The organism is Bacillus sp. ISL-41, from assembly GCF_018613235.1.
GTDB lineage: Bacteria > Bacillota > Bacilli > Bacillales > Cytobacillaceae > Mesobacillus.
In genome coordinates, this window is sequence record NZ_JAGGQP010000016.1 from 76,149 (window position 1) to 98,498 (window position 22,350).

Consider the following 22,350-nt stretch of genomic DNA (forward strand, 5'->3'; position numbering starts at 1 on the left):
GAGGTGCTTTGACAAATATTTTTATTTCAAACTAATCCTGGACCTATCAGCAAAAAAGCTTTATACCACCAATTATGCCTGACTCATTACGCGGCATGGAACATAGAAGATTCCGACTCTTCCATCCTCCCCTGTAAAAGATTGCCCTTGTTGGGTATATTTTATATAATATAAGCGCTTTATAAGGTAAAACTTCAGTCGTACTATTAGGAGGAATAATTCGTGCTAAACGGCTTAAAATTCAAAAACATCTTCTTTATTTTGCTTGGTGCGGCTATTTTTTCATTCGGTCTAGTTCATTTCAATATGCAAAATAACCTGGCAGAGGGTGGCTTTACCGGTATTACACTTTTGCTCTATTTCGTATTCGGCTGGTCTCCTTCTATCACGAACTTATTGTTAAACTTGCCGCTTTTTTTCATAGGCTGGAAGCTGCTTGGCCGGAATGTATTTATTTACACCATCATTGGCACAGTGGGTGTCTCCATTTTCCTGGGGATATTTCAAAAATATCAAATCGAGATGCCATTATATGAGGATTTGTTTTTAGCGGCTTTATTTGCGGGTGTGTTCATCGGCATCGGTCTTGGCATAATCTTCCGTTACGGAGGGACTACAGGCGGAGTCGACATTATCGCAAGATTGGCGCAAAAGTATTTTGGGTGGACAATGGGCAGGACAATGTTCATGTTCGACTTTGGTGTCATTACACTCTCACTCATTACATATTTGAACTACAGGGAAGCCATGTATACGCTTGTGGTCGTTTTTGTAGGAGCCAGGGTGATTGACTTTATGCAGGAGGGTTCGTATGCTGCCAGAGGAGCTATGATCATCTCGGAGAAAAATGAGGATATTGCAGCGAAAATCATGAAAGAAATGGATCGCGGAGTCACCAGCCTCAAAGCTGTAGGCTCATATACGAAAGCGGAAAGAGATGTTCTTTACTGCGTTGTCGCCAAGAATGAAATCGTCCGATTGAAAAGCGTCATTAATTCTGTGGATCCCCACGCATTTGTATCAGTTACCGTTGTCCATGATGTCCTGGGTGAAGGATTTACGCTTGATGAAAATAAGTTGCCTTTGGAAAGATAAAAACATATAGGAGCTAAAGCAGGGGCATTCTCAAAGTGGAAATTATCTTTCCTGCCACATAAAAAAAAATCCGGATCTATGTCCGGATTTTTTTAATCTTCACTAGTCATCCCTGTGTAAATCATTACTAAACGAACAAGTTCTAGTACCGCAACAGCGGCCGCAGCTACATATGTCAATGCAGCGGCATTCAAGACTTTCTTTGTTTCTCTTTCTTCATCATTCCTGATGATCCCAGCTGAAACAACCTGTTCCATTGCACGGTTCGATGCATTGAATTCAACAGGCAAAGTTACCACTTGGAAAACAACAGCAGCGGCCATGAAAAGAATACCCAGTAAAAGCAATCCGCTTAATTGAGCGAAAATCCCAATCAGGATCAGAATCCAGGAAAAGTTTGAACCTAGGCTTGCCACTGGAACAAGCGCATGGCGGAATCGAAGGAACGAGTAGTCCTCAGCATCCTGAATCGCATGGCCTACTTCGTGAGCAGCGATTGCAGCTGCTGCAACTGAATGCCCAAAAAAGTTATCTGAAGATAAACGTACAACCTTTGAACGCGGGTCGTAGTGGTCACTTAAATAACCTCTGGTTTCTTCGACACCTACATTGTATAAACCGTTATCATCAAGAATTTTACGAGCCACCTCTGCGCCCGTCATTTGGGACGAAGAAGCCACCTGTGAATACTTCTTGTATGCTCCTTTTACCTTGAATTGAGCCCATAACGGGATCAAAATAATAAGCGCAAAATAGATTATTATAGACATCTAGTACCTCCCCTTACATCTCATGATGTTATCACTATTTTATAAATACTAGAATACGGTGTCAATTCTTATGTTCTTTTTGCACATTTCTTTTTTTGTCATTGTCGCCTCTATATTTTCTCCAGCCCACATAGGACAATGTAAGAATAATGATACTTCCAGTGGAAATCATTACCCACCACAGTGAAGGGTCCGCCTCATCCTCTGTCATATCGTCAAAGATATTCTGCAAATCCGATTCAAGCATTTCAAGCTCTTCCTTGCTGGAAGCCTCTTGTAATACCTGCGGACGATACTGGTCAATAAAACTTACTTTGGCATCAACTTTTTGAATCCTTTCCGGATTGATGTCAATCTTCATACTTGGATAAATCACATTGTATAAAGACAAAAATGAATTAAGGTTCGAATGAAATTGGTCATTGTCACCCTCATATGCAGCAGTCTTCATATCATTGAAAACCGTCATGATGGGCCCTTCCATCTCTGTCCATAATGGCTGATGCGTGGAAGCAATCGCATCAATGACAAGCCTGAATTTTGTGACCCTGTTCATCCTTTCGGCATGTCCCAGGTCTGCGTTTGCTACAGCTTCAACTGCTTCATCATGTGCCACAGTGATAATCCGCAGTTCATCCATGGTAAAAGGCCGTTCATTTCCAGTAACCAGCAAGAATTCTTCTGAAAAATGATCCAGCAGCCTGTTTGCATCTTCATACCGGTGGAGTTTAACCATTTGCAGTGCTTGGTCTGATATATTATCTAGTTCTTCAACAGGCGACTGTGGTTCTGCATATGCTGCGAACGGCGCAATCAATAATAATAGCACCGAAATGAATAAAAGATATTTTGCTCTCATTCCTGTCCCCCCTCTAAATACTATTAAAATGTATGAGAGGGTGGACAAGGTTAGACCAAAATTCCAGGGTTATCTTAATCTTTTTAGTGAAAGGGAGAATCGCCCCGGCCGCAGCCCGAAGTAATATCCGACGGCAATCGAGAAGATGCTCAGCCAAAATGTAAAATACCCAATCTGGTCCATGTATAAATCTAGCGTATGGTACCTTGGCATCATTTCAAAAACATAATCAATGATTTCATTATGAAGAAGTACAACAGCGGCTGCAATTAAATGCCATGGCTTCATTCGATAAAAAGGAGCATATAGGACACCTTCCACTGCCATAGCAAAATGAGATGCCATTAGCATAAGCCCGATCCAGTCCAGCTGTCCTGAAACGAAGAATACCATTAAATTCATGACTACCGCCCAAAGGCCATATTTGACTAGGCTAACAATAGCCAATGCTTCCATAAGCGGCCAGTTTTTCCCCATCAGGAATGCCCCTAGTACGAAAACAAAAAACAAACTGGCAGTCGGACTATCAGGTACAAATAAAAGGAATTCTGGCGGCGTATCAATAAGCTGCCATTTATACCAATAATACCCATAAGCCGTCCCTAAAATATTCACCCAAAATAACAGCCATAATACAGATCTATGCCCTAGCAAAGGGTATATTCTTTTAATCATTCTGACTATCTCCATTCCAAAGTTATCTATTCCTATTATTACAGTTTATAGAAAATAAACCAAGTATTCCTTAGTTGTTTTCATTAAGTGCCATCTGTCTTCAATTCATTTCTTATCAATATTTATCTCTAAACAAATAAACTTTTTATGTAAGGGTGACCCATGAATACAATTTGCGCAAAAAAGAACCTGCAAGTTACCTTGCAGGTTCTTTGACATATTACTCGCTTAGGCCGTCGATGAATTCAGCAAGAGTCTTGAGTTCTTCATCCGTACCTTTGAAAACTGCAGGCATGCTTCCTTTACCATTCTTGGCAACGTCTGCAATTTCTTCAGCATTCATTTTAGTATCCAACAGACTTGGAGCCGTGGCACTGCCGGCAAACTCCCCGCCATGGCAGGAAGTACATGTTTGCGCCTGTGCGATTTTGTATCCATCTGAGTTTTTGTCGATTTCGACATCTACAATCTGTCCCTGTTTCTTGGCTGCTTCCCAGTCATGGTGGGCTACAGATTCCCATGTAAGGTAGAAAACTGAAGCGATAGACAACAGCATAAAACCAGTTGCAAGCGGACGCTTTGATGGACGGCGCTCTGGTCCGCGGTCAATAAATGGAGCCAGCATTAACGCTCCAAAAGCAAGACCCGGGATAACCAATGCCCCGATTACAGTATATGGACCGGAAGCATACGAATATTTAAGCAATTGATATAAGAATAAGAAATACCAGTCTGGCAATGGAATATAACCTGTATCAGTAGGATCAGCAATCCTCTCAAGCGGAGACGGGTGAGCAATTGTCAAGCTCAAGTATCCGATCAGGAAGACCGCACCAACCATCCATTCCTTCAACAGGAAGTTTGGCCAAAACGCTTCCGTTTTGCCAGGGTATTCCGAGTAATCCTTCGGAATATTAGGCTTGCGTTCTGCAGGGACACGAGAGTCTCCTACGAACTTCATACCTTTACCACGATGCATCGAGCAATCCCCTCCTTTTTCCGTCATTGGCGAATCAAAATTCGCCCAACATTTTCATTCGAATTTTACAATGGACCAGAAATACCTTGCTTACGAATCATCAGGAAGTGCGCTCCCATCAAGCCTAAAAGTGCAGCAGGCAAGAAGAATACGTGGATCGCAAAGAAACGAGTCAAGGTTTGAGCACCAACGATCGTTGAATGTCCAGAAAGTAATATCTTAATGTATGGCCCAATCAATGGTACAGCTTCTGCAATCTGCAATGTAACCTTAGTTGCGAATAATGCTTTCATATCCCATGGAAGCAGATATCCAGTCAAGCCAAGAGCCAGCATAACGAAGAAAATCAGAACTCCGACAACCCAGTTCAATTCACGAGGTTTCTTATAAGCTCCCTGGAAGAACACGCGAAGCGTATGTAAGAACATCATAACGATGACAAGGCTCGCTCCCCAGTGATGCATACCGCGGACAATTTGTCCGAATGCTACCTGGTTTTGAAGATAATAAACAGATTCCCATGCGTTCTTGATGTCCGGCACATAGTACATTGTCAGGAACATCCCAGATAGGATCTGAATGACAGTGATGAAAAACGTCAGACCGCCAAAGCAATACACGAACGCTGAAAAGTGGTGCGCCGGGTTAACGTGCTCAGGTACCTCATGGTCTGCGATATCGCGCCACAAAGGCGTAATATCTAAACGCTCATCTACCCAATCGTAAATTTTGTTTAACAAAGATTACGCCCCCTTTCGTGGTTCGGCTTTTCCTACATAAAGGAACCCGTCTTTTTCTTTTGTTGGATATACATCCAATGGTGCCAACGGCGGTGTGCCAGGCACGTTTGTACCGTCCTTTTCATAAAGACCGTAGTGGCAAGGACAGAAGAACATATTCGGGTTTTTCTTATCCGTATTCCAGTCTACTACACAACCAAGGTGTTTACATACTGGCGACAGGGCAATAATCTCCCCGCCTTCGTTCTTGAAAACCCAAGCAGTTCCAGTTTCTTCAGATTCATACCATGCATCTTTTTGTGTGAAAGAAAAGTTTACTTTTTGCGGTTCATTTGTGATATCTGCGATCTTCAATGGAGTCGCGATAAAATCTCCCGCATCTTCACCCTTAAGTACAGGATCAACGGCAAATCGAACCATTGGCATCAGCATCCCTGCAGCCATGAAACCGCCTACACCTGTTAGAGTATAGTTTAAGAATTGTCGTCTTGAAACACGATGCTTACTCACGCTATTCCCCCCTCTATTCCCAAGTTAAGTCCCCAACGGACATAATTTAAACACATTTTAAAACTAGGACATAACCATGATATATCAATCTCATTACAAAATCAATATAATACTATGTTGAAAACATTTTTTGCAGTGAGAAAAATAACACTGAATTATTCTTCTTCCCATTTCTCTGTGAACAGCGATAATAATTGCTTTACCTGATCATCCACTATGGCAACCTTCTGCTGCTCCTGCATATGCTCCAAAGACAAGGACGGAAGCCATAGAACATTTCCACTCAGCTCTTTTTCCTGCTGTCTCCAGCGGCTGTCCGACGTCACATAAAATATATGTTTAAATTGCTTGTCCAAAAGAGTGTTCTCCCACTCCTTCAAAGCGTTCAAGCTTCCCTCATTTTCCTTTATGTAAACAAAATCAGGCAAAAGGAAGATCCGGCCCCGAAACTGCTTCTCCAGCTGTGATGTAAGGATTCCAATGAATTCCGCCATCGAAGCATTTTGCTTCATATCCTCACCAAAAGAAACTGGCAAGAGCGGGACGATTACTGTGTCTACATACTCAGCAGCTTTCTGGTACATTTCTACATCTGCTGCCACCCATTTCATAATACCATCTCCATCATTCTATTAGGCTTAGTTGTAAACAAGGGCTGTCTATCGTCCTTTATTTACACCTTTCTATAATATCATGATTAAAATTAGTTTTCGAATCGTTTGGTGGGGTGTGACGTATTTGGGTTTTCAACTTCTATGTTGGTGTCAGATGATGGTCGGTGTCGGACAGAAATGGGGATTCTCTTCGTTAATCGTACCCTTATTCAGCCCTTCCCACTTCTATAAGGGTACTATTCCGAGCTAATCGTACCCTTATGCAGCCCTTTCCATTCCGATAAGGGTACAATTCTTAGCTAATCGTACCCTTATGCAGCCCTTTCCACTTCTATAAGGGTACCGTTCAAGCCAATAGCTACCCTTACGCATGCTTTTCCTCTACATACGCCCCTCAGGATCAGGCAAATTCGTAACTTTTCCTTAGGCCTTCAGACCGCATACAGGATGTCACCCGCAAAAAATCTGGCAAAATAAAAAGCCTGCTATCAAAAGCAAGCTAAAATGAGTTGACGGTACCCAATCTTTTTAATTTTTCAGTGAGATGTTCGAAAGCCTCCTGGTCCTGGCTGTCCAGTGCCTCATCGATCATGGTAAGCAGTTTGTCTTTTTGGAACTTTTGAATGCTTTCTTCAAGAAATCTTTCTGCTACCATCTTGTCACTTTCGCTGATTTGGAGCTGACCCGGAACATAAGGGTTTTCTTCCAGCACGGCCGCAAATTGGTGGGCTTTGTTTGAAGCGTGGAAATTCAATTGGATGTAAATTTCTTCTTCCCTGTTCAAGCGAATGTCGTGGAAAGACTTTTCTGCATCTGTCGTCATCACGTTTTCTTTAAAGAACCTGAAAGGCACTTCATCCACGCAATGGGTCGACATCACTAATCCCCTTGGACAATACTGTGCATTTTCCACAAAATGCACCTTTTCCATCAGCTGGTCATGGCTCATCAAGTAGTTAAGGATCCAAACGCATTCCCGCCTTTTAAGCTGGTAATGGTTCAAAAACCAGCGGATGAAATCCTTTTTCTCGTTGACAGATACAGGGGTTGTCATTTTTGAATCCCTCCTCTGCATAACTCAAATTTTTTGTTAAAATTACTGATTCTCCGTCAAGCGTTCCAATAACTCACGGAATTCTTCATTGCCAGGTTCTTTTTCAACTAACTTACTAAAAATTTCGGCAGCGTCGCCCATTTTTCCTTCTTCAATTAAAAAATATCCGTAGTCTGACAAAAATTCTTTGTTGTCTTTAAAGAAAGTATATGCTAGTTGGTATTTGTTTAATGACTGTGAAAATTCTTCAATTTGCTGGTATGCAATTGCTTCATCCCAAAGAATTTGTGGTTCCTCTTCTTCTTCCTGGATATCGGCTGCACTGACAAGCTCCAGCACATCCTCATAGCGTTCCTGCTTAAGAAGCAATTTGTTCAGGACAAGGACTCCCTCCATGAACCCGGGATCCAGCGCGATTGCTTCACGCAGCAGTTTTTCGGCAGCTTCCTCATCAGGAAGTTTAAGTGCCAATTTGCCGCCATAAAAGTATAAATCTTTATTGAACTCATCCTGCTCGATACCCTGTTTAACAGCTTCGAACGCCTCTTCTGCCATTTCTTCTCGCTCATAGGCTTTTGCCAGATAGAGATAGAGCGAATGGTATTCTGGATCAAGAGCCTTAAGTTCCTCAAACTTGTCAATCGCTGTTTTATTATAGCCTGCCTGGAGGGCTGTAAAAGCAAAGCCGAACAAAGTATTAATTTCCAGCTTTTGCTCTAGGGCTTTTTCGTAAAAATGGAGAGCTTCCTCAAACGAGCCGCCTGCACTTAAGGATTCAGCCAATCTCTGATTGATATTCACTCCGCCAATTTCTTCATGCGACTTAAGGGCTGTCTCATAATACTGTATTGCTTCAATAAGTTTTCCCTGGTGGGCATATAACTCACCAAGAGCAAAGTCAATCACTGGCTCCTCCGGCAAAAGCCTCTTGGCCTCAAGGAGTTTCTTTTCACTCACCTCAAACAGACCCTCCATTTGATACAGGTCTGCCAGAAGAAGCAGCGCTTGTGGAAAAGAAGGATCATCTTCATCTACCCTTTCAAGAGAAAGCATGGCCTCTTCCTCTTTACCCATTTCAATCTGAGCTTCAGCGAGCAGCACATGGAGTTCGCCTTCGTCCGGATAATTCTTCAATAAACTTTCAATCAAAGCCTCTGTTTCTTCCATGAAACCGAAGCGGAACAATTCCTCAGAAAGAAGGAATTTTTCTTCATCGCTTCCTTTCTCAAGAATGCCTTTATAAGCAGCCATTGCTTTTTCAAGCTGTCCATTTTCAATATAGGTTGTTATTTCATTTACTCCGACCATTTTTATCATCCTACCCTTACTTTAGGCTTTGCAATATTTGCCGGTTTGCCTGAAGCTGTCTGATCAGCAATTCATTCTTGCACCGGCTTGCCATTTAATAATTGTCTGTAAAAAATCCTGGTGTCTTAATTATAACATTCTCTCCCTTTCCTGGCCGATAATAAACCTCGTCCCCGGCGCGAATGACTTTTCCCTTATCGACAGTGACGGCCAGATGTTTTGATTGAAAAAACAACCCATGTTCATCACGATGTTTGGTTTCTGCGTTTATATTGTAAAGATTATAGCTGAGTTCTCCGCCACTGTGCAGATTTGATTTTTCCGGGAAGATTCCGGTTTTCTTTAAAATCGACCTTGACACGGGGCCCTGGGTCGCTAGATCTTCATGCACCGCGGGAACCTTTTCTTTTTTCATCAAATCACTCCAGGCATTAAGCTGCTGCTGTCTCCCCTTTTTTTGCTTGCTCTCAGGAAAGACTGGAATGATCGGGCAGTTATAAGGAAACAGTGCTTCCTTGATCCATCCCCACGGCATCGCCGCTAATTTGTCCATCTCATCGATTTCCAGAAAGATCGCTGGTATTTTCAGTTTTTTACATTTGCGGATAAATCCTGGATTCATTAACCGCGGAGGAATACTGACCCCAAGAACAAAGTCAATTGGGCTGTCTAAATAGTGACTTTTCGCCTGCTTAAGCTTTTCTTCGAGCTGCCGTTCAAATTGGATTTTGACTGTAGTGAAAACAACTGTGCTGCCCTTCATTATAAAGTTCTTCAGATAGTATTCTTTTCTCTCTTTAAAAGATTCTTTGACAGGGATATTCGGATCAAAGAGGACATGAGTCGGGGTCATTATATATTTGTCCGCATCCATCCTCATATAGTTATAACGTTCAAATTTGGATGTTGCAGATAAGATTCGCTGGCCCTCCACCAGCATGCTTGTATCTATGAAGGCTTGTCCCTTCAAGAGATGGACATTTTCTATAATGTATGCCATAAAACCACTCCTTTAACGGTCTTATGACAAACTATGCTGAATTTGCGAGAATATAACGGAGTTTTCTTTTAGTTCTGCGTATAAATAGACAGAAGGCCATCCATTCCGCATGATTGGCCTTCCTTCAGGAAAATACTATATTATTTTTGCAGCAAGGAATACAGATCATCGAAAAACCCTGGATAAGAAACGGCGACCGCTTCACTTTGCTCAAGGATGACTTCCCTTTTACAAAGCAGCGCGGCGATCGATAGCATCATTCCAATCCTGTGGTCCCCATGTGCTGACACAGTGCCGCCGTCAAGGCTTTGATTCCCTTGTATAATCATGCCATCATCTGTAGCCTCTATGTCCGCCCCGAGCTTCTTTAGTTCATTGACAACGGTATCAATGCGATTCGTTTCCTTCACCTTCAATTCCCCAGCATCCTTAATGACCGTCTTGCCCCCGGCCTGCGTTGCCAGCAAAGCAATGACCGGGATTTCATCGATTAATCGGGGAATCAGGTCACCTTCGATTATTGTGCCCCTAAGTTCTGAATGTTTAATTCGTATATCTCCAGCTGGTTCCGCTGATTCACCCTCGTAAGGTTCGACCACGAAGTCGGCTCCCATCACTCTTAGCACATCGATTATTCCGGTTCTTGTCGGATTTAACCCAACATTTCGCAGAATGATGTCACTGCCGGGAACGACAGCGGCGGCGACTAGAAAAAAGGCAGCGGATGAAATATCCCCAGGAACATTTATATCAGTTCCCTTCAGTATTTGTCCTCCGGTAACCTTTACGGCATTCTCTTTATGTTCAACTTGGCCGCCAAATTGCTTGATCATCCGCTCGGTATGATCCCTTGTTTTCACTGGCTCAACAACTACTGTCTCACCTTCAGCCTGCAAACCGGCAAGGAGGATCGCTGATTTTACCTGCGCGCTGGCTACTGGCAGTTCATATGTAATCCCGTTTAATTTTTGGCCTTCCACTGTCAGCGGAGTGAATTCTCCATTATTCCTCCCCGTAATGCTAGCTCCCATTTTGCCGAGAGGAAGGGTCACTCTTGTCATCGGCCTTCTGGCGATTGACTCATCACCTTCAAGAGTGGATTTAAACGGCAATCCCGAAAGGATTCCCATCATCAGCCGTATGGTTGTTCCCGAATTTCCGACATACAGTTTTTCATCAGTCTGGCTCAGTCCATCCGTACCTTTTCCTGTAACCGTTACATCGCTGCCGTTCTGGGCAATTTCAACACCGAGCTGCCGGAAGCAGGAAATCGTACTTAAACAATCTTCTCCGGGCAGGAAGTTTTCAATACGGGTGACTCCGTTGGCTATTGACCCGAACATGACTGCCCTATGCGAGATTGATTTATCACCAGGTACTTTAACTTGCCCGTCCAAAGAGGTTCTATTTGTTAAAAGAGTTTTCACTGACATTTTTCTGCTCCTTAAGTCTACTCTGCAACAGACATTTCATAGTCTGTCTTTTTTCCAATACATTCTTGTGCTCTTGCACGGTCGTCAGGCGTCTGGAAACTAATCACCAGAACTCCGTAAATATCTTCACGAGTTTCTATGATCCTGATATTCGTTATACTGATGTTTTCAACTGCTAGATACCCTGTGATTTCAGAAATGACCCCTGGATAGTCAGGGACATCTACAAACAAATCATAAAAGCTGGGGATAGCTCCTTTGTCCCTTACAGGGAGGCCATCCCGGTATTTTTTGGCTGCATCAAAGAAATCATAGATCCTGTCCTGTTCATTAGCTACCAATAATTCTTTTACCCGGCCCATTTCATCCTGCCAGTCAGTTAACAGCGAAATCAGGACTTCCCGGTTTTGAAGCAGGATGTCTCTCCACATCTGAGGATTGCTTGATGCGATTCGGGTTATGTCCCTGAACCCTCCAGCAGCCAGGCGGTTGACGAGAGGATTGCCTTCATCCGCCCGTGAGGCCTGGTGGACGAGGGAAGCCGCTATTATATGCGGAAAATGGCTGACAACGCCTGTTAGATAGTCATGTTCTTCGGGTGAAACATCCAGGAACTTTGCCCTCGTGCCAGCAAGCCATGCTTTTAGCCGGTCTACCGCCTCACTTCTGACTGTAGTTTCTGGTGTAAGAAGATAGAATGCATTTTCAAACAGGATTCTTTTGGCTGCGGCAACACCGCTTTTATGGGAACCAGCCATTGGATGGCCGCCAATGAAGGCAATTCCTTTTGCTCTCAGGCACGCGGCCTTAGTTGAAATATATCCCTTTGTACTGCCGGTGTCGGTAACAATGACCTCATCTTTCAGTTGCAATGTGGCTAATAGTTCAATTATGTTTTCGGTGGCCAATACCGGAGTCGCAATAATGATTAAGTCCGCCTCCGGTGCTTCCATCTCTATACTGACTGCTGCACGGTCAATGACACCTAGCATCATGGCTAGATCCATTTGATTTTTGTCGGCATCCAAGCCAATTAGCTCTGCCTGCGGATGCTGCCCTTTTATACACATAGCCAGAGAGCCGCCAATCAAACCAAGACCAATGATCAATACGCGGCCTTCCATAAAATCAACACCCTTATTTAGATATTACAGTATCAACACTCAAGTATTCTTTGATCAATTCAATTACACCTTGATTTTGTTCCTTTGAGCCAATGGTAATCCTTACACAGGTTGGGAATCCAAGTGCTGTACCTGAACGCACAATATAACCTCTCTCAAGCAGGTATTGAAAAACCTCCTGGCCATCCCTGTCGAAATCAATCAAGATGAAGTTGCCTTGCGATGGGAAATATTTCAACCCTGTACCATCACAAAAATCATAAAACTGCTGGAGGCCCTTTTTGTTTTCACTTTTACATTCATCTACAAATTTTTGGTCACCTAGCGCTGCTATTGCAGCTGCCTGAGCCAATGTGTTGACATTGAATGGCTCCCTTGCCGGTTCAAGTGCCCTGATGGTATCTTCGTGTGCGATTCCATAGCCAACCCGAAAACTGGCCAGGCCGTATATTTTGGAAAATGTCCGCAGGATAATCAAGTTTTTATACTGCTCTAATAGACTCAGTGAATCATGATAATCTTCCGCGGTCACATATTCAAAATAAGCTTCATCAAGCACGACAAGCACATCGCCTGGTACCCGTGCCATAAATGCTGTTAATTCTTCTTCGGTTATATAGACACCTGTCGGATTATTAGGAGAGCATAACCAGACAACTGATGTCCGATCATCAATGGCAGCAGCCATCTCCTCCAAGTCATGAGCACCGTCAACTAATGGGATTTCTGCTATTTCACAGCCTTCGATAATACCATTGTGCTTATACTGCGGAAAAGTCGGGGCTGCCATCACAGTTTTTGACTCAGGTGTAAGCAAGCCGCGGGCAATCATTTGGATGATTTCATCCGACCCGTTACCAAAAATGATTTGTGCTTCCTGTACACCTAAATGGTCTGCCAAATGTGTCCGAAGCTCGGATGCGTATCCATCGGGGTATACTGAATACTTACCAGCATAATTTGCGATTTCATTTTGCACATTTTCTGAAGATCCAAATGGATTCTCATTTGATGCCAATTTTATAATCTCGGATAAACCATACTGCCTTTTCACTTCACTGATCGATTTACCAGGCTGGTACGGCTTTAATTTTAATAACTGCTCTTTCCATCTCATCTAATCCACCTCAACTATTCTACTCTTTAATTCACTATCTAATTAAAGCGATAAAGAACATGTGTTTATCATACACTGTTTGGCGCTGCAGAAAAAGTATTAAGTTATAAATCAGGTCTTAGTCCTGCAGCTCCCTCAAGGTAAATATGCTTGATCTCTTCCTGCGGTTTCTCAGTGTTGAAATGAATCATGACTCTGATACACTTCTGCAGCGAGCCGGGAACTGATAATTCTTGCATACACATGACTGGAACGTAGGTCCAGCCGTCCAAATTCCTTAAAGCCCTTGCCGGAAAGGCTGCATCAACATCATCAGTAGCAGAAATGAAAATTGAAGCAACATCATCCGGTGTAATATCATTAGCAGCGACTGCTTCTTTTAAAAGTCTTTCAGCAGCAATAATGATTTCTTGCTCATCATTTTTGTTTACTGTAATAGCTCCTCTTACTCCCCTAATCATGTAACTCCCCCTCTTCTGCAAACTTCATCAGGTTCATCCTCAATTCCTTTTCCTCGACTTCCTTGAGTGAAGGCACTCCGAGTTTTTCAAGCAAAACGAAACGGATTGCCCCATTAACAGTTTTTTTATCCTGCTTCATTCTTTCCAGCAACTGTTCCGAAGAGAGTCCCGCTGGAATCTGGGTTACATACCCAAGATTGTTTAGCCAGTTCCTGAATGCTTTTACATCGAAATCAAGATCAAGCAATTGTTTGCTTAAGTGAAGGGCAAATAGCATCCCGATTGCTACAGCCTCCCCATGAGTAACTTTTCCATAACCTGCTTCGGCTTCAATCGCGTGGCCAAGTGTGTGCCCGAAATTCAAAAATGCACGGATTCCGGTCTCCCTCTCATCTTCTGCGACAACAGCCCCTTTAATTTCAATGCCCTTTGTCAAAAACTCAAGCAATTGTGAATCATTCATTTTATCCAATGAGTGGATTTCTTCTTTAAGCCAGAAATAAAAGCTTTCATCGCTTATCAGGGAGTGCTTGATTACTTCTGCAAAGCCGGATCGAACTTCATGTTCAGGGAGTGTTTGCAGAAAATCCAAATCATAGACGACAGCTTCGGGTTGATGGAAGGCCCCAATCATATTCTTGCCTAATGAATGGTTGATTGCCACCTTCCCTCCCACGGCACTATCATGAGCAAGAATAGTGGTTGGGACTTGTATGAAGCGAATTCCCCTCATATAAGTCGCGGCCACAAACCCTGCCAAATCTCCGACTGCCCCGCCGCCAAAAGAGATGATCAGCGACTTCCTGTCAAGTTTATTTTCAAGCGCTGAAGTAAGACAATCCTGATAAACATCGAACGTCTTCGCTTTTTCCCCTGATGGGACGATTTTTTCAACAATTCTTTCCAGGCTTGTGTGTTTGTAAAATGAATCAAGATGGTGCTTGGCGACTGTTCCATCAGTAATGATCATGATCGATGTATATTTGTCTGCAGTTTCATGAACAATACTCCGCAGTTGACGGATAGCACCATTACCAATATATACAGGATAGGTTTTTGTGCTTGCAACTATATTCACTTGCTGCATTTTTAAAAGTCCCTCGCAGTCCTTCTTTGCTCTTCGATTGATGCCTTTAATGTGTCAAATCGATCTGCGTAAAATTGGTCGACGATGGCTGAAGCAAGTTCCCAGGCAACAACGCTTTCAGCAACCACTGCAGCAGCAGGGACAGCACAGGCATCAGATCGTTCAATACTCGCAGCAAAAGATTCCTTAGAATCAATATCGACACTCATCAACGGCTTGTAAAGAGTCGGAATCGGTTTCATTACACCACGGACAACAATTGGCATTCCCGTTGTCATCCCGCCTTCAAGGCCTCCAAGCCGGTTCGTTTTCCGGTAATATCCGCTGCCCTCTTCCCAGGCAATCTCATCATGTACTTGGCTGCCAGGTCTTCTGGCCGCTTCAAAGCCGATACCAATCTCCACACCTTTGAAAGCATTGATGCTCATTACGGCCGCAGCAAGCTTCCCATCAAGCTTGCGGTCGTAATGGACATAGCTGCCCACTCCAGACGGCATACCCTCGGCTATTACCTCGACGACACCGCCTATAGAGTCTCCATTTTGCTTTGCGTCATCAATTGCTGCCATCATTTTTGACCCTGCTTCTGGATCGAAGCATCTGACCGGTGAAGCTTCTGTTACTTCTTTAAGCTGTTCCAGTGAAGCGAAATCCTGCTTTTCAGCTACCACCCCGCCAATTTCAACGACATGGGCAACCAATTCGATTCCCAGCAGTGACAGCAATTTTTTTGCGGCAGCACCTGCTGCGACCCTGACAGTCGTTTCCCTGGCAGAAGAACGCTCAAGAACATTCCTCATATCCCGATGGCCATACTTAATTGCGCCATTTAAGTCTGCATGACCAGGCCGAGGACGTGATATCTTCCTTTTCACTTCATCAGAGGATAGGTCATCGAGCGGTTCCTGGCCCATAATCCCGGTCCAATGCTTCCAATCGTTATTTTCGACAACAAGGGCAATCGGCGAACCTAATGTATACCCATGCCGAATCCCTGAAGTGATCTGTACCTGATCCTTTTCAATCTGCATCCTTCTTCCGCGGCCATAGCCTTTCTGCCTTCGCGCCAGCTCTTGGTTTATATCTCCTGCCACGAGCGGCATGCCTGCTGGCATCCCCTCTATAATGGTTGTTAGCTGCGGTCCATGTGATTCTCCAGCTGTTAAATATCTCATATACTTTCCCCCTTCAACTCGCTAAAGGATTTGTTTTACTATATCATACAGTTAAAAATAAATAAATTAAAAATTATGAAATATGTATTATTCCACTGCAAGAATGAAGCCATTTTATCATGAAGCCTGTTCACTCGCAAAAAACAATCTCCCGGGACTCGAATATCCGCTTGAGACCAGGAATTTCACCTGCGGCGTTATACGCTCTGAATTCGGGACAAAGGAAGGAGGAGCTCGGTTACCCGGCTCCTCCTATTATTTCTTTCTGTAAAAGAAAGTATCTGCAGTTTCAAAGTTATATGTGCCAGGGTTGAAGATTTGTTCTGTGCTTCCCACAAACAAAATCCCGCCAGGCCTTAATGCAGCGCTGAATTTATGGTAAATGCTTTCCTTTGCCTCCTCGGTAAAATAAATGAGGACATTGCGGCAGACGATTAAATCGTAAGGTCCGCCAAAATGGTCGGCAAGTAAATTTTGCTTTTTAAAAGTAACAGTCTTCTTAATGTGATCTTCCACAGTATAATAGGATCCATCCTGCCGAAAAAACTTTTTAACCATTTCTTCAGGGGCTTCATTCAGTGACCTTTCTGAATAAACTCCGAGCCTGGCTTTTGCAAGGACGTTATCATCAATATCGGTCGCCAAAATTTGGATCTTCGATAATGGCAAATGCTTTGACAGCACCATTGATAATGTATAAGGCTCTTCTCCAGTGGAGCAGGCTGCACTCCAGATTTTCGGCTTAGGATTTTTGCTTAACAACTCTGGAATCATAGATTGATCGAGGACTTCCCACCGTTTTGCGTTTCTATAAAACTCTGAGACATTGATCGTCATTCGATCCAAAAATTCGTTCATGAGCTGCTGGTCATTGGCCAGAGCCTGGAAAAACTCTTTGAAGGATGAGTAGCCCTTCTTTTGATAGAGTGAAGTCAACCTTCTTTTCATTTGTGCTTCTTTGTATAGAGCAAGGTTTATACCAGTCTTCTGGTATATTTTCAAGATAAACTGTTCATAGTCTTGCGGCATCATTTTGCTCCCTCTCGGTACTAGAAAAAGTTGGACATTTTCATTATATCGAAAAAAGGGATTTAGAGTGATATATTTTTTAATATCTCAAGAAGCCCGTCTGTCATCATTAAGTGAATGGCTCTGTTGACAGGGCTGATTTTCGTTCCAGGCGCTTCGCTTTCCGCGGGGAAGAATTTTGAAAAAGCCCAACTGCCGGCTTTTTCAAAGATCAAATTCTTCCTTGCAGTCAGGGAGCCTCCCCGTCGGAAGCTCCTGCGGGGTCTCCCCATGACTTGCTCATCCCGCAGGACATTGAATTAGCTTCCCAGAAACTGCCCACGCACGATGAAAATGCGTCAGCATTTTCGGAGGAGTCTACGCGCCTTCCACTACAATCAACAGGATTGAAAAACACCAATCAGCTTTATCGGAGCCAAAAAAAAGGACACTTGCTATTCACAAGTGTCCAGGGGTTATTTTAGTAAACCCACTCGTTGATTAATTTGCTGTATTCAGCAAGCTCTTCTTGTTTGAAGAATAATCCGATTTCACGCTCTGCGCTTTCTGGTGAGTCAGATCCGTGAATGACGTTCTTGCCTACAGTAACCCCGAAGTCTCCGCGGATTGTTCCAGGAGCTGCATCCTTAGGGTTAGTTGCACCCATCATCTGGCGTGCTGTAGAAATAACATTCTCTCCCTGCCATACCATAGCGAATACTGGGCCAGAAGTAATGAAGTCTACTAATTCACCGAAGAATGGACGCTCTTTATGTTCGCCATAATGCTCTTCAGCAAGTTCTCTAGGGATGTTCATAAGTTTTGCGCCAACAAGCTGGAAGCCTTTCTTTTCGAAACGAGCTACAACTTCACCAATCAGGTTGCGCTGTACTCCGTCAGGTTTCACCATCAAATAAGTCTTTTCCATGAGTTCCACTCCTAATTCATATATGTATGTGAACCGCTTACAAAAGCAATCCTTAGAAATATTATCATTTTTTTGAAAAATTCGCAACTTGCTAATACTTGCGTTTCCCGATGAATCTGGCGATATCGCGCAATGACTTCTTGGCCTTATTAGATGGGAGCTCTTCAAGGATATCAAGGGCCTTATCCAGGTAACGGTCACTGATTTTGAGAGATTTTTCAATCGCCCCAGAATCCTGAACAAGCTTAAGTATTTCATTAAGTTCTTCTCTTGGCATGCCCTCATGGACATTCCTGATCCTGCTTTTGATATATTCGTCCTGCATTGCGTACAGTACAGGAAGAGTTATATTCCCCTGCAGAAGGTCCCCTCCAGCCGGCTTCCCAAGTTCTTTTTCTGTACCAGTGAAATCCAGCACGTCATCCGTTATCTGGAAGGACATACCAACATAGTAGCCAAACTTATACAATTTACGGTGGTCCTGTTCAGAAACTCCTGATACCACCGCACCAAGCTGACAGCTCGCTGCAATAAGAAGAGCTGTCTTCCGCTTGATTCTCAGCAAGTAATTACGCAGGTTCTGCTCAAAATTATATTTATCTTTTATCTGTTCTATTTCGCCAACACTTAGTTCGACTATTGTATCGGAGAGGATTTGGTGTGCTGTCGGATTTTTGATGTCAGTCATAAGCTCCAACGCCCTGGCAAAAATATAATCCCCAGTATACATCGCAATCCTGTTATCCCATTTTGCTTTGATTGTCGCCCGCCCTCGGCGCAATTCAGCATCGTCGATTACGTCATCATGAACCAGGGAGGCCATATGGATGAGTTCAAGGGAGACTGCTGCATCCTTGATGATATTGATATCATAATCACCGAACTTTCCGCCAAGGAGAACAAAAACGGGCCTGATTCTTTTCCCGCCGGCTTTAAGCAAGTGCAGGCTTGCCTGGCTGAGCAGCTGGGAATCCGCCTGGATCGCTTCTTCCAGTTCTCTTTCTATCAATGTCAAATCAGAATTCAAATATGTATATAGTAACTTCATCTTCATAATTATCCACCCAGCTTTTACATCCTCGATATCCATTGATGCAGCTTTGACCGTTCCTTTTCGGCGCCTCAATGCATTCAGGAGGTTTCTATTATGCTTGGAGCTTTCAACGGCCAAGCTAATTAATTTCTCTACATCCGGATCCATTCTAATAGCCTCTTCGCTATCATCAACATTGCCGTAATACTAAAATAAAACAGGCTGACCTTCCTTGACGCGCGAAAAAGAAAAGGACAGCCATGGTCTATTTTACCATCAGAATGTTTATCCTGGAGAATGGTCCAGCCAGAGCGCCTTTCAAGCCTTCAAGCCAGTAAAACGCTTTTCGTTAAACTGGAAGAAACCACTTAAGACAGTGTCAACAGACCAGTTCCTTGGCACTCTTCCTATTTCCGGCCGATATGCACGGCTGCTACCCCTCCGCTATATGGCTTGTATTCAACATTAATGAAACCTGCATCGGAGAACATTTTGGCCAGCTCTTTCATGCCTGGAAAATCTTTAGCGGATTCCTGGAGCCAGGAATACTCATCATAGCTCTTAGCGAACAGTTTGCCGAACATCGGCATGATAAATCTGAAGTATAATCTGTATGCTTGCTTGAAACCCGGCAATGTGGGCTGGGACGTTTCGAGGCATACTGCCATCCCGCCCGGTTTAAGGACTCTGTACATTTCACGCAGCACCTGATTGTAATCAGGCACATTTCTCAGACCAAAACCAATGGTTACATAGTCAAAGCTATTATCCTCGAACGGGAGCTCCATTGCATTCCCATGGATTAGAGTTGCCTGATCCAGGTTGCGGGCCTCCAATTTCTCCTCGCCTATCTTCAGCATATTTTTGCTGAAATCAAGTCCGGCTACTTCGCCATCTTTCCCGGCAGCTTCCGCAAGCGCAATCGTCCAATCAGCCGTTCCGCAACAAACATCAAGTGCTTTGGCTCCCTTTTGGACATCCATCTTTTTCATTGTGTCATTGCGCCATTTAATATGCTGCTGAAAACTGATGACAGAATTCATTTGATCGTAATTCTCATAGATTTTTTCAAAGACTCCATGAACACGTTGTTCTTTCGATTGCTGCATTGCATTACCCTTCTTCCGCGAATTTTTTAGACATGGTCTGATGCTGCCCTGCAATCAGGTCTAACCGTTCCATCAGCAAGCTGTTCATCCCTGGCAGCTTCTTTAACGCTGCATTAATCTTCGTCATTGAAAATTCAATATATCTTGTGCAAATTGTTAGCAGGTATTTTTGCTGTTCCGATGACAGATCTGTGCTACTCTGGTCCATTTTTGGCAGAGCAATTTTTTTTAGCGCATTAAAAACCAGTGAACTGCCGGATTTAATGAACTTGGTTTCTTCTGATAGCAGCCTCTTGACAAAAAGCCAATTCGAAGCGAATTCAAACCATTCTGACGCATCCAAATGGTCAGCGACCTTGCCTAAAAGAGCCGATTCGATTAATTTTACACTTTCCATTAATTTATCGATCGCTTCAGCTTCTTTTTGGTACAACAATATTTTCTGCTCATTGACTTCTTTTACACCTGAAGCTAATAGCTTAATCATTTCTATATCATCCATATCAGCCAGCAGCTTGTAATATAGCCCGCTGAAATAAATTCCAGCGAGAACCGTCAGCTGGCGGCGCTTATGGCTTTCATCCTCTTCACCTGGTTGTGAGTTATGGACCTGCTCATGGGTATCAAGGGCAATTTGCAGGAGCATTGTGGTCACAGTGTAGTTCTTTGCTTTTTCCTGATTTACTTCCTGCTGTTCCATCAATGAGGTAAGCAACAAGAGCCTGTCATCATCTATAAAAGGAGCTTCTACATGCTCCTGCAAATAAGGATGTGAAAGTTTTTCGAGAAGAAGCTCTCTGGTGCCGTCTAATTTGTTTTGTAAATCTAGCAAATAAATCACCCTTGTTCCCCTTATTTATGTTGGATTGCCGGCGGCAGGCACAATTTTGTTCTATCGTGTAAGCCAGCGATATGCAGATATCTGGCTATTGAAAACAGACATAAAAAAAGCGCCTAAAATCTATTTTTGCAATTGTACCGTACACTCCAAGGCAGTGACAATTATATCACAAATAGTAAAAACATGAACGTGATATTATAAATTAAACACTATTTACGAAGAACTGAGCTCGATTTTGTAACAAAATAGTTGGTTTTGCACTTTACTACTTCTTCTCACTCATTATTTCACCGAATGGCGTGACGATTTTTGCATGCCCTCTGATTTTGATGGCAGAGGTATGTTCTGTAAACTGCGCAATCATAACTTCACCCTGGTCGAGTTTCTCGGAATGATGGAATCGAGTGTCGGTCCCTCTTGTAAGACCAATTACATTCACACCATCCTCAATGGCCTTGATTACTACATAATCCGTATTAACGCTTTGTTTCTTATCCATTATTATCCCCCTTACAGGAAAGAATATGTTGTGTTCGGGAAGCACTCGGTAAGCTCGTTTTATAACGTGATAGGAAAGTCCAAAAACTTCACTTCGAGAATTGTCCAGCTCCAGCGCCTAGCCCTTCGAGTCGCTTCGGTCCGCCCATTGAAGTCAAAGAACAACTTCACTGGTCGGCCCTCCCGCGCTTGTCGGGGCTGACTAAGGCGCTTGCGCTTTCTTATAATATAGCAAAAGGCTAAAAGAATTACTTTCAGCCTTCTACATCTTTGAATGTACTTTTAGTGTTATCAAATCTCTTTAAGCTTTAATCAATGAGAGAATTTCAGCTCTTGCGTTTACATCCTCGGCCAAAGTACCTCTTACAGCAGATGTAACTGTTTTCGAGCCGGGTTTCTTTACCCCTCTCATTGTCATGCACATATGTTCAGCTTCTACCACTACCATGACACCATGGGGATCCAGCTTTTCCATGATCGAATTAGCTATCGTGGAAGTGATCCTTTCCTGTAGCTGAGGCCTTTTAGCCACTGCTTCCACCGCTCTCGCAAGCTTGCTGAGCCCAGTAACCTTGCCACCTCGCGGAATGTATGCGACATGCGCCTTGCCAAAGAAAGGAACCAGATGATGTTCACACATAGAATAGAAAGGGATATCCTTTACTAATACCAACTCTTCATGGTCCTCACCAAAAATGGTTTCGAAGTATTCTTTAGGATCCTGGTTCAATCCTGAGAAAACCTCTTCATACATCTTCGCGACCCGTTTGGGAGTATCTAGCAAACCTTCCCTGTTAGGATCTTCACCGACTGCTTCTAATATTAAACGCACCGCTTCTTCGATTTGGGCACGATTGACGTTTGACATCTGCGTTTCCTCCTATGATCCATCAATCTCATCATAATCCTGCATAGATAATCAACTATTAGAT

Annotated in this window: 24 protein-coding genes; 1 reads left to right on the plus strand and 23 read right to left on the minus strand. The window is 43.4% G+C overall.

Annotated features, from left to right (window positions below; genetic code table 11):
• Positions 1 to 222 precede the first annotated feature (222 nt).
• Positions 223 to 1,095 carry a YitT family protein gene (locus tag J7I80_RS07345; protein ID WP_214737088.1) on the plus strand — a complete coding sequence of 291 codons (873 nt, stop codon included), beginning with the start codon at positions 223 to 225 and terminating at the stop codon, positions 1,093 to 1,095.
• 92 nt (positions 1,096 to 1,187) lie between these two features.
• On the opposite strand, the gene J7I80_RS07350 is transcribed toward J7I80_RS07345, so the two are convergent.
• From J7I80_RS07350 to folE, 23 genes are all read right to left on the minus strand, one after another.
• Positions 1,188 to 1,865, minus strand: coding sequence for a zinc metallopeptidase (locus J7I80_RS07350; protein WP_214737090.1), 678 nt, complete (start codon positions 1,863 to 1,865; stop codon positions 1,188 to 1,190).
• Between the two features lie 61 nt (positions 1,866 to 1,926).
• Positions 1,927 to 2,724 carry a sporulation protein YpjB gene (ypjB, locus tag J7I80_RS07355; RefSeq protein WP_214737091.1) on the minus strand — a complete coding sequence of 266 codons (798 nt, stop codon included), beginning with the start codon at positions 2,722 to 2,724 and terminating at the stop codon, positions 1,927 to 1,929.
• Between the two features lie 69 nt (positions 2,725 to 2,793).
• A complete protein-coding gene (lhaT, locus tag J7I80_RS07360; protein WP_214737335.1) occupies positions 2,794 to 3,396 on the minus strand; it encodes a lipoprotein heptaprenylglyceryl N-acetyltransferase LhaT in 603 nt (200 codons plus the stop codon).
• A 223-nt stretch (positions 3,397 to 3,619) separates the two neighbouring features.
• Positions 3,620 to 4,378: a menaquinol-cytochrome c reductase cytochrome b/c subunit gene (locus tag J7I80_RS07365; protein ID WP_214737093.1), complete on the minus strand. Its 759-nt coding sequence runs from the start codon at positions 4,376 to 4,378 to the stop codon at positions 3,620 to 3,622.
• A 65-nt stretch (positions 4,379 to 4,443) separates the two neighbouring features.
• The gene (qcrB, locus tag J7I80_RS07370) at positions 4,444 to 5,118 is read right to left on the minus strand and encodes a menaquinol-cytochrome c reductase cytochrome b subunit (protein ID WP_102263395.1); all 675 of its coding nucleotides are present in this window, start codon (positions 5,116 to 5,118) and stop codon (positions 4,444 to 4,446) included.
• 3 nt (positions 5,119 to 5,121) lie between these two features.
• On the minus strand, positions 5,122 to 5,628 hold the full coding sequence (locus J7I80_RS07375; protein WP_102263396.1) for a QcrA and Rieske domain-containing protein: 507 nt from the start codon (positions 5,626 to 5,628) through the stop codon (positions 5,122 to 5,124).
• Positions 5,629 to 5,783: 155 nt separating this feature from the next.
• A complete protein-coding gene (locus J7I80_RS07380) occupies positions 5,784 to 6,239 on the minus strand; it encodes a YpiF family protein (RefSeq protein WP_214737095.1) in 456 nt (151 codons plus the stop codon).
• 502 nt (positions 6,240 to 6,741) lie between these two features.
• On the minus strand, positions 6,742 to 7,296 hold the full coding sequence (locus tag J7I80_RS07385) for a ReoY family proteolytic degradation factor (protein ID WP_214737097.1): 555 nt from the start codon (positions 7,294 to 7,296) through the stop codon (positions 6,742 to 6,744).
• A 42-nt stretch (positions 7,297 to 7,338) separates the two neighbouring features.
• Entirely contained in the window at positions 7,339 to 8,604 is a 1,266-nt protein-coding gene (locus tag J7I80_RS07390) for a tetratricopeptide repeat protein (protein ID WP_214737099.1), read from the minus strand.
• Between the two features lie 94 nt (positions 8,605 to 8,698).
• Positions 8,699 to 9,604 carry a hypothetical protein gene (locus tag J7I80_RS07395; RefSeq protein ID WP_214737101.1) on the minus strand — a complete coding sequence of 302 codons (906 nt, stop codon included), beginning with the start codon at positions 9,602 to 9,604 and terminating at the stop codon, positions 8,699 to 8,701.
• Between the two features lie 140 nt (positions 9,605 to 9,744).
• A complete protein-coding gene (gene aroA / locus J7I80_RS07400; protein ID WP_214737103.1) occupies positions 9,745 to 11,037 on the minus strand; it encodes a 3-phosphoshikimate 1-carboxyvinyltransferase in 1,293 nt (430 codons plus the stop codon).
• A 17-nt stretch (positions 11,038 to 11,054) separates the two neighbouring features.
• Positions 11,055 to 12,161: a prephenate dehydrogenase gene (locus tag J7I80_RS07405; RefSeq protein WP_214737105.1), complete on the minus strand. Its 1,107-nt coding sequence runs from the start codon at positions 12,159 to 12,161 to the stop codon at positions 11,055 to 11,057.
• A gap of 13 nt (positions 12,162 to 12,174) precedes the next feature.
• On the minus strand, positions 12,175 to 13,278 hold the full coding sequence (gene hisC / locus J7I80_RS07410; protein ID WP_214737107.1) for a histidinol-phosphate transaminase: 1,104 nt from the start codon (positions 13,276 to 13,278) through the stop codon (positions 12,175 to 12,177).
• Between the two features lie 104 nt (positions 13,279 to 13,382).
• Positions 13,383 to 13,739 carry a chorismate mutase gene (gene aroH / locus J7I80_RS07415; protein WP_214737110.1) on the minus strand — a complete coding sequence of 119 codons (357 nt, stop codon included), beginning with the start codon at positions 13,737 to 13,739 and terminating at the stop codon, positions 13,383 to 13,385.
• A complete protein-coding gene (gene aroB / locus J7I80_RS07420) occupies positions 13,732 to 14,826 on the minus strand; it encodes a 3-dehydroquinate synthase (protein ID WP_214737112.1) in 1,095 nt (364 codons plus the stop codon). The genes aroH and aroB overlap by 8 nt, the downstream gene beginning before the upstream one ends.
• 2 nt (positions 14,827 to 14,828) lie before the next feature.
• Positions 14,829 to 16,001 (minus strand): chorismate synthase, encoded by a 1,173-nt coding sequence (aroC, locus tag J7I80_RS07425; protein WP_214737114.1) that lies wholly within the window; start codon positions 15,999 to 16,001, stop codon positions 14,829 to 14,831.
• A gap of 255 nt (positions 16,002 to 16,256) precedes the next feature.
• Complete coding sequence (locus J7I80_RS07430; protein ID WP_214737337.1) at positions 16,257 to 17,030, minus strand: CheR family methyltransferase; 774 nt, start codon at positions 17,028 to 17,030, stop codon at positions 16,257 to 16,259.
• A gap of 460 nt (positions 17,031 to 17,490) precedes the next feature.
• Positions 17,491 to 17,937 (minus strand): nucleoside-diphosphate kinase, encoded by a 447-nt coding sequence (gene ndk, locus J7I80_RS07435; RefSeq protein ID WP_102263408.1) that lies wholly within the window; start codon positions 17,935 to 17,937, stop codon positions 17,491 to 17,493.
• Positions 17,938 to 18,028: 91 nt separating this feature from the next.
• On the minus strand, positions 18,029 to 18,991 hold the full coding sequence (gene hepT, locus J7I80_RS07440) for a heptaprenyl diphosphate synthase component II (protein WP_214737339.1): 963 nt from the start codon (positions 18,989 to 18,991) through the stop codon (positions 18,029 to 18,031).
• Positions 18,992 to 19,377: 386 nt separating this feature from the next.
• Positions 19,378 to 20,079, minus strand: a complete 702-nt coding sequence (locus J7I80_RS07445) for a demethylmenaquinone methyltransferase (protein ID WP_214737116.1) — start codon at positions 20,077 to 20,079, stop codon at positions 19,378 to 19,380.
• 4 nt (positions 20,080 to 20,083) lie between these two features.
• A complete protein-coding gene (locus J7I80_RS07450; RefSeq protein ID WP_214737118.1) occupies positions 20,084 to 20,920 on the minus strand; it encodes a heptaprenyl diphosphate synthase component 1 in 837 nt (278 codons plus the stop codon).
• 265 nt (positions 20,921 to 21,185) lie between these two features.
• Positions 21,186 to 21,419 (minus strand): trp RNA-binding attenuation protein MtrB, encoded by a 234-nt coding sequence (gene mtrB / locus J7I80_RS07455; RefSeq protein WP_192470602.1) that lies wholly within the window; start codon positions 21,417 to 21,419, stop codon positions 21,186 to 21,188.
• A gap of 300 nt (positions 21,420 to 21,719) precedes the next feature.
• The gene (folE, locus tag J7I80_RS07460; RefSeq protein ID WP_214737120.1) at positions 21,720 to 22,286 is read right to left on the minus strand and encodes a GTP cyclohydrolase I FolE; all 567 of its coding nucleotides are present in this window, start codon (positions 22,284 to 22,286) and stop codon (positions 21,720 to 21,722) included.
• Positions 22,287 to 22,350 lie beyond the last annotated feature (64 nt).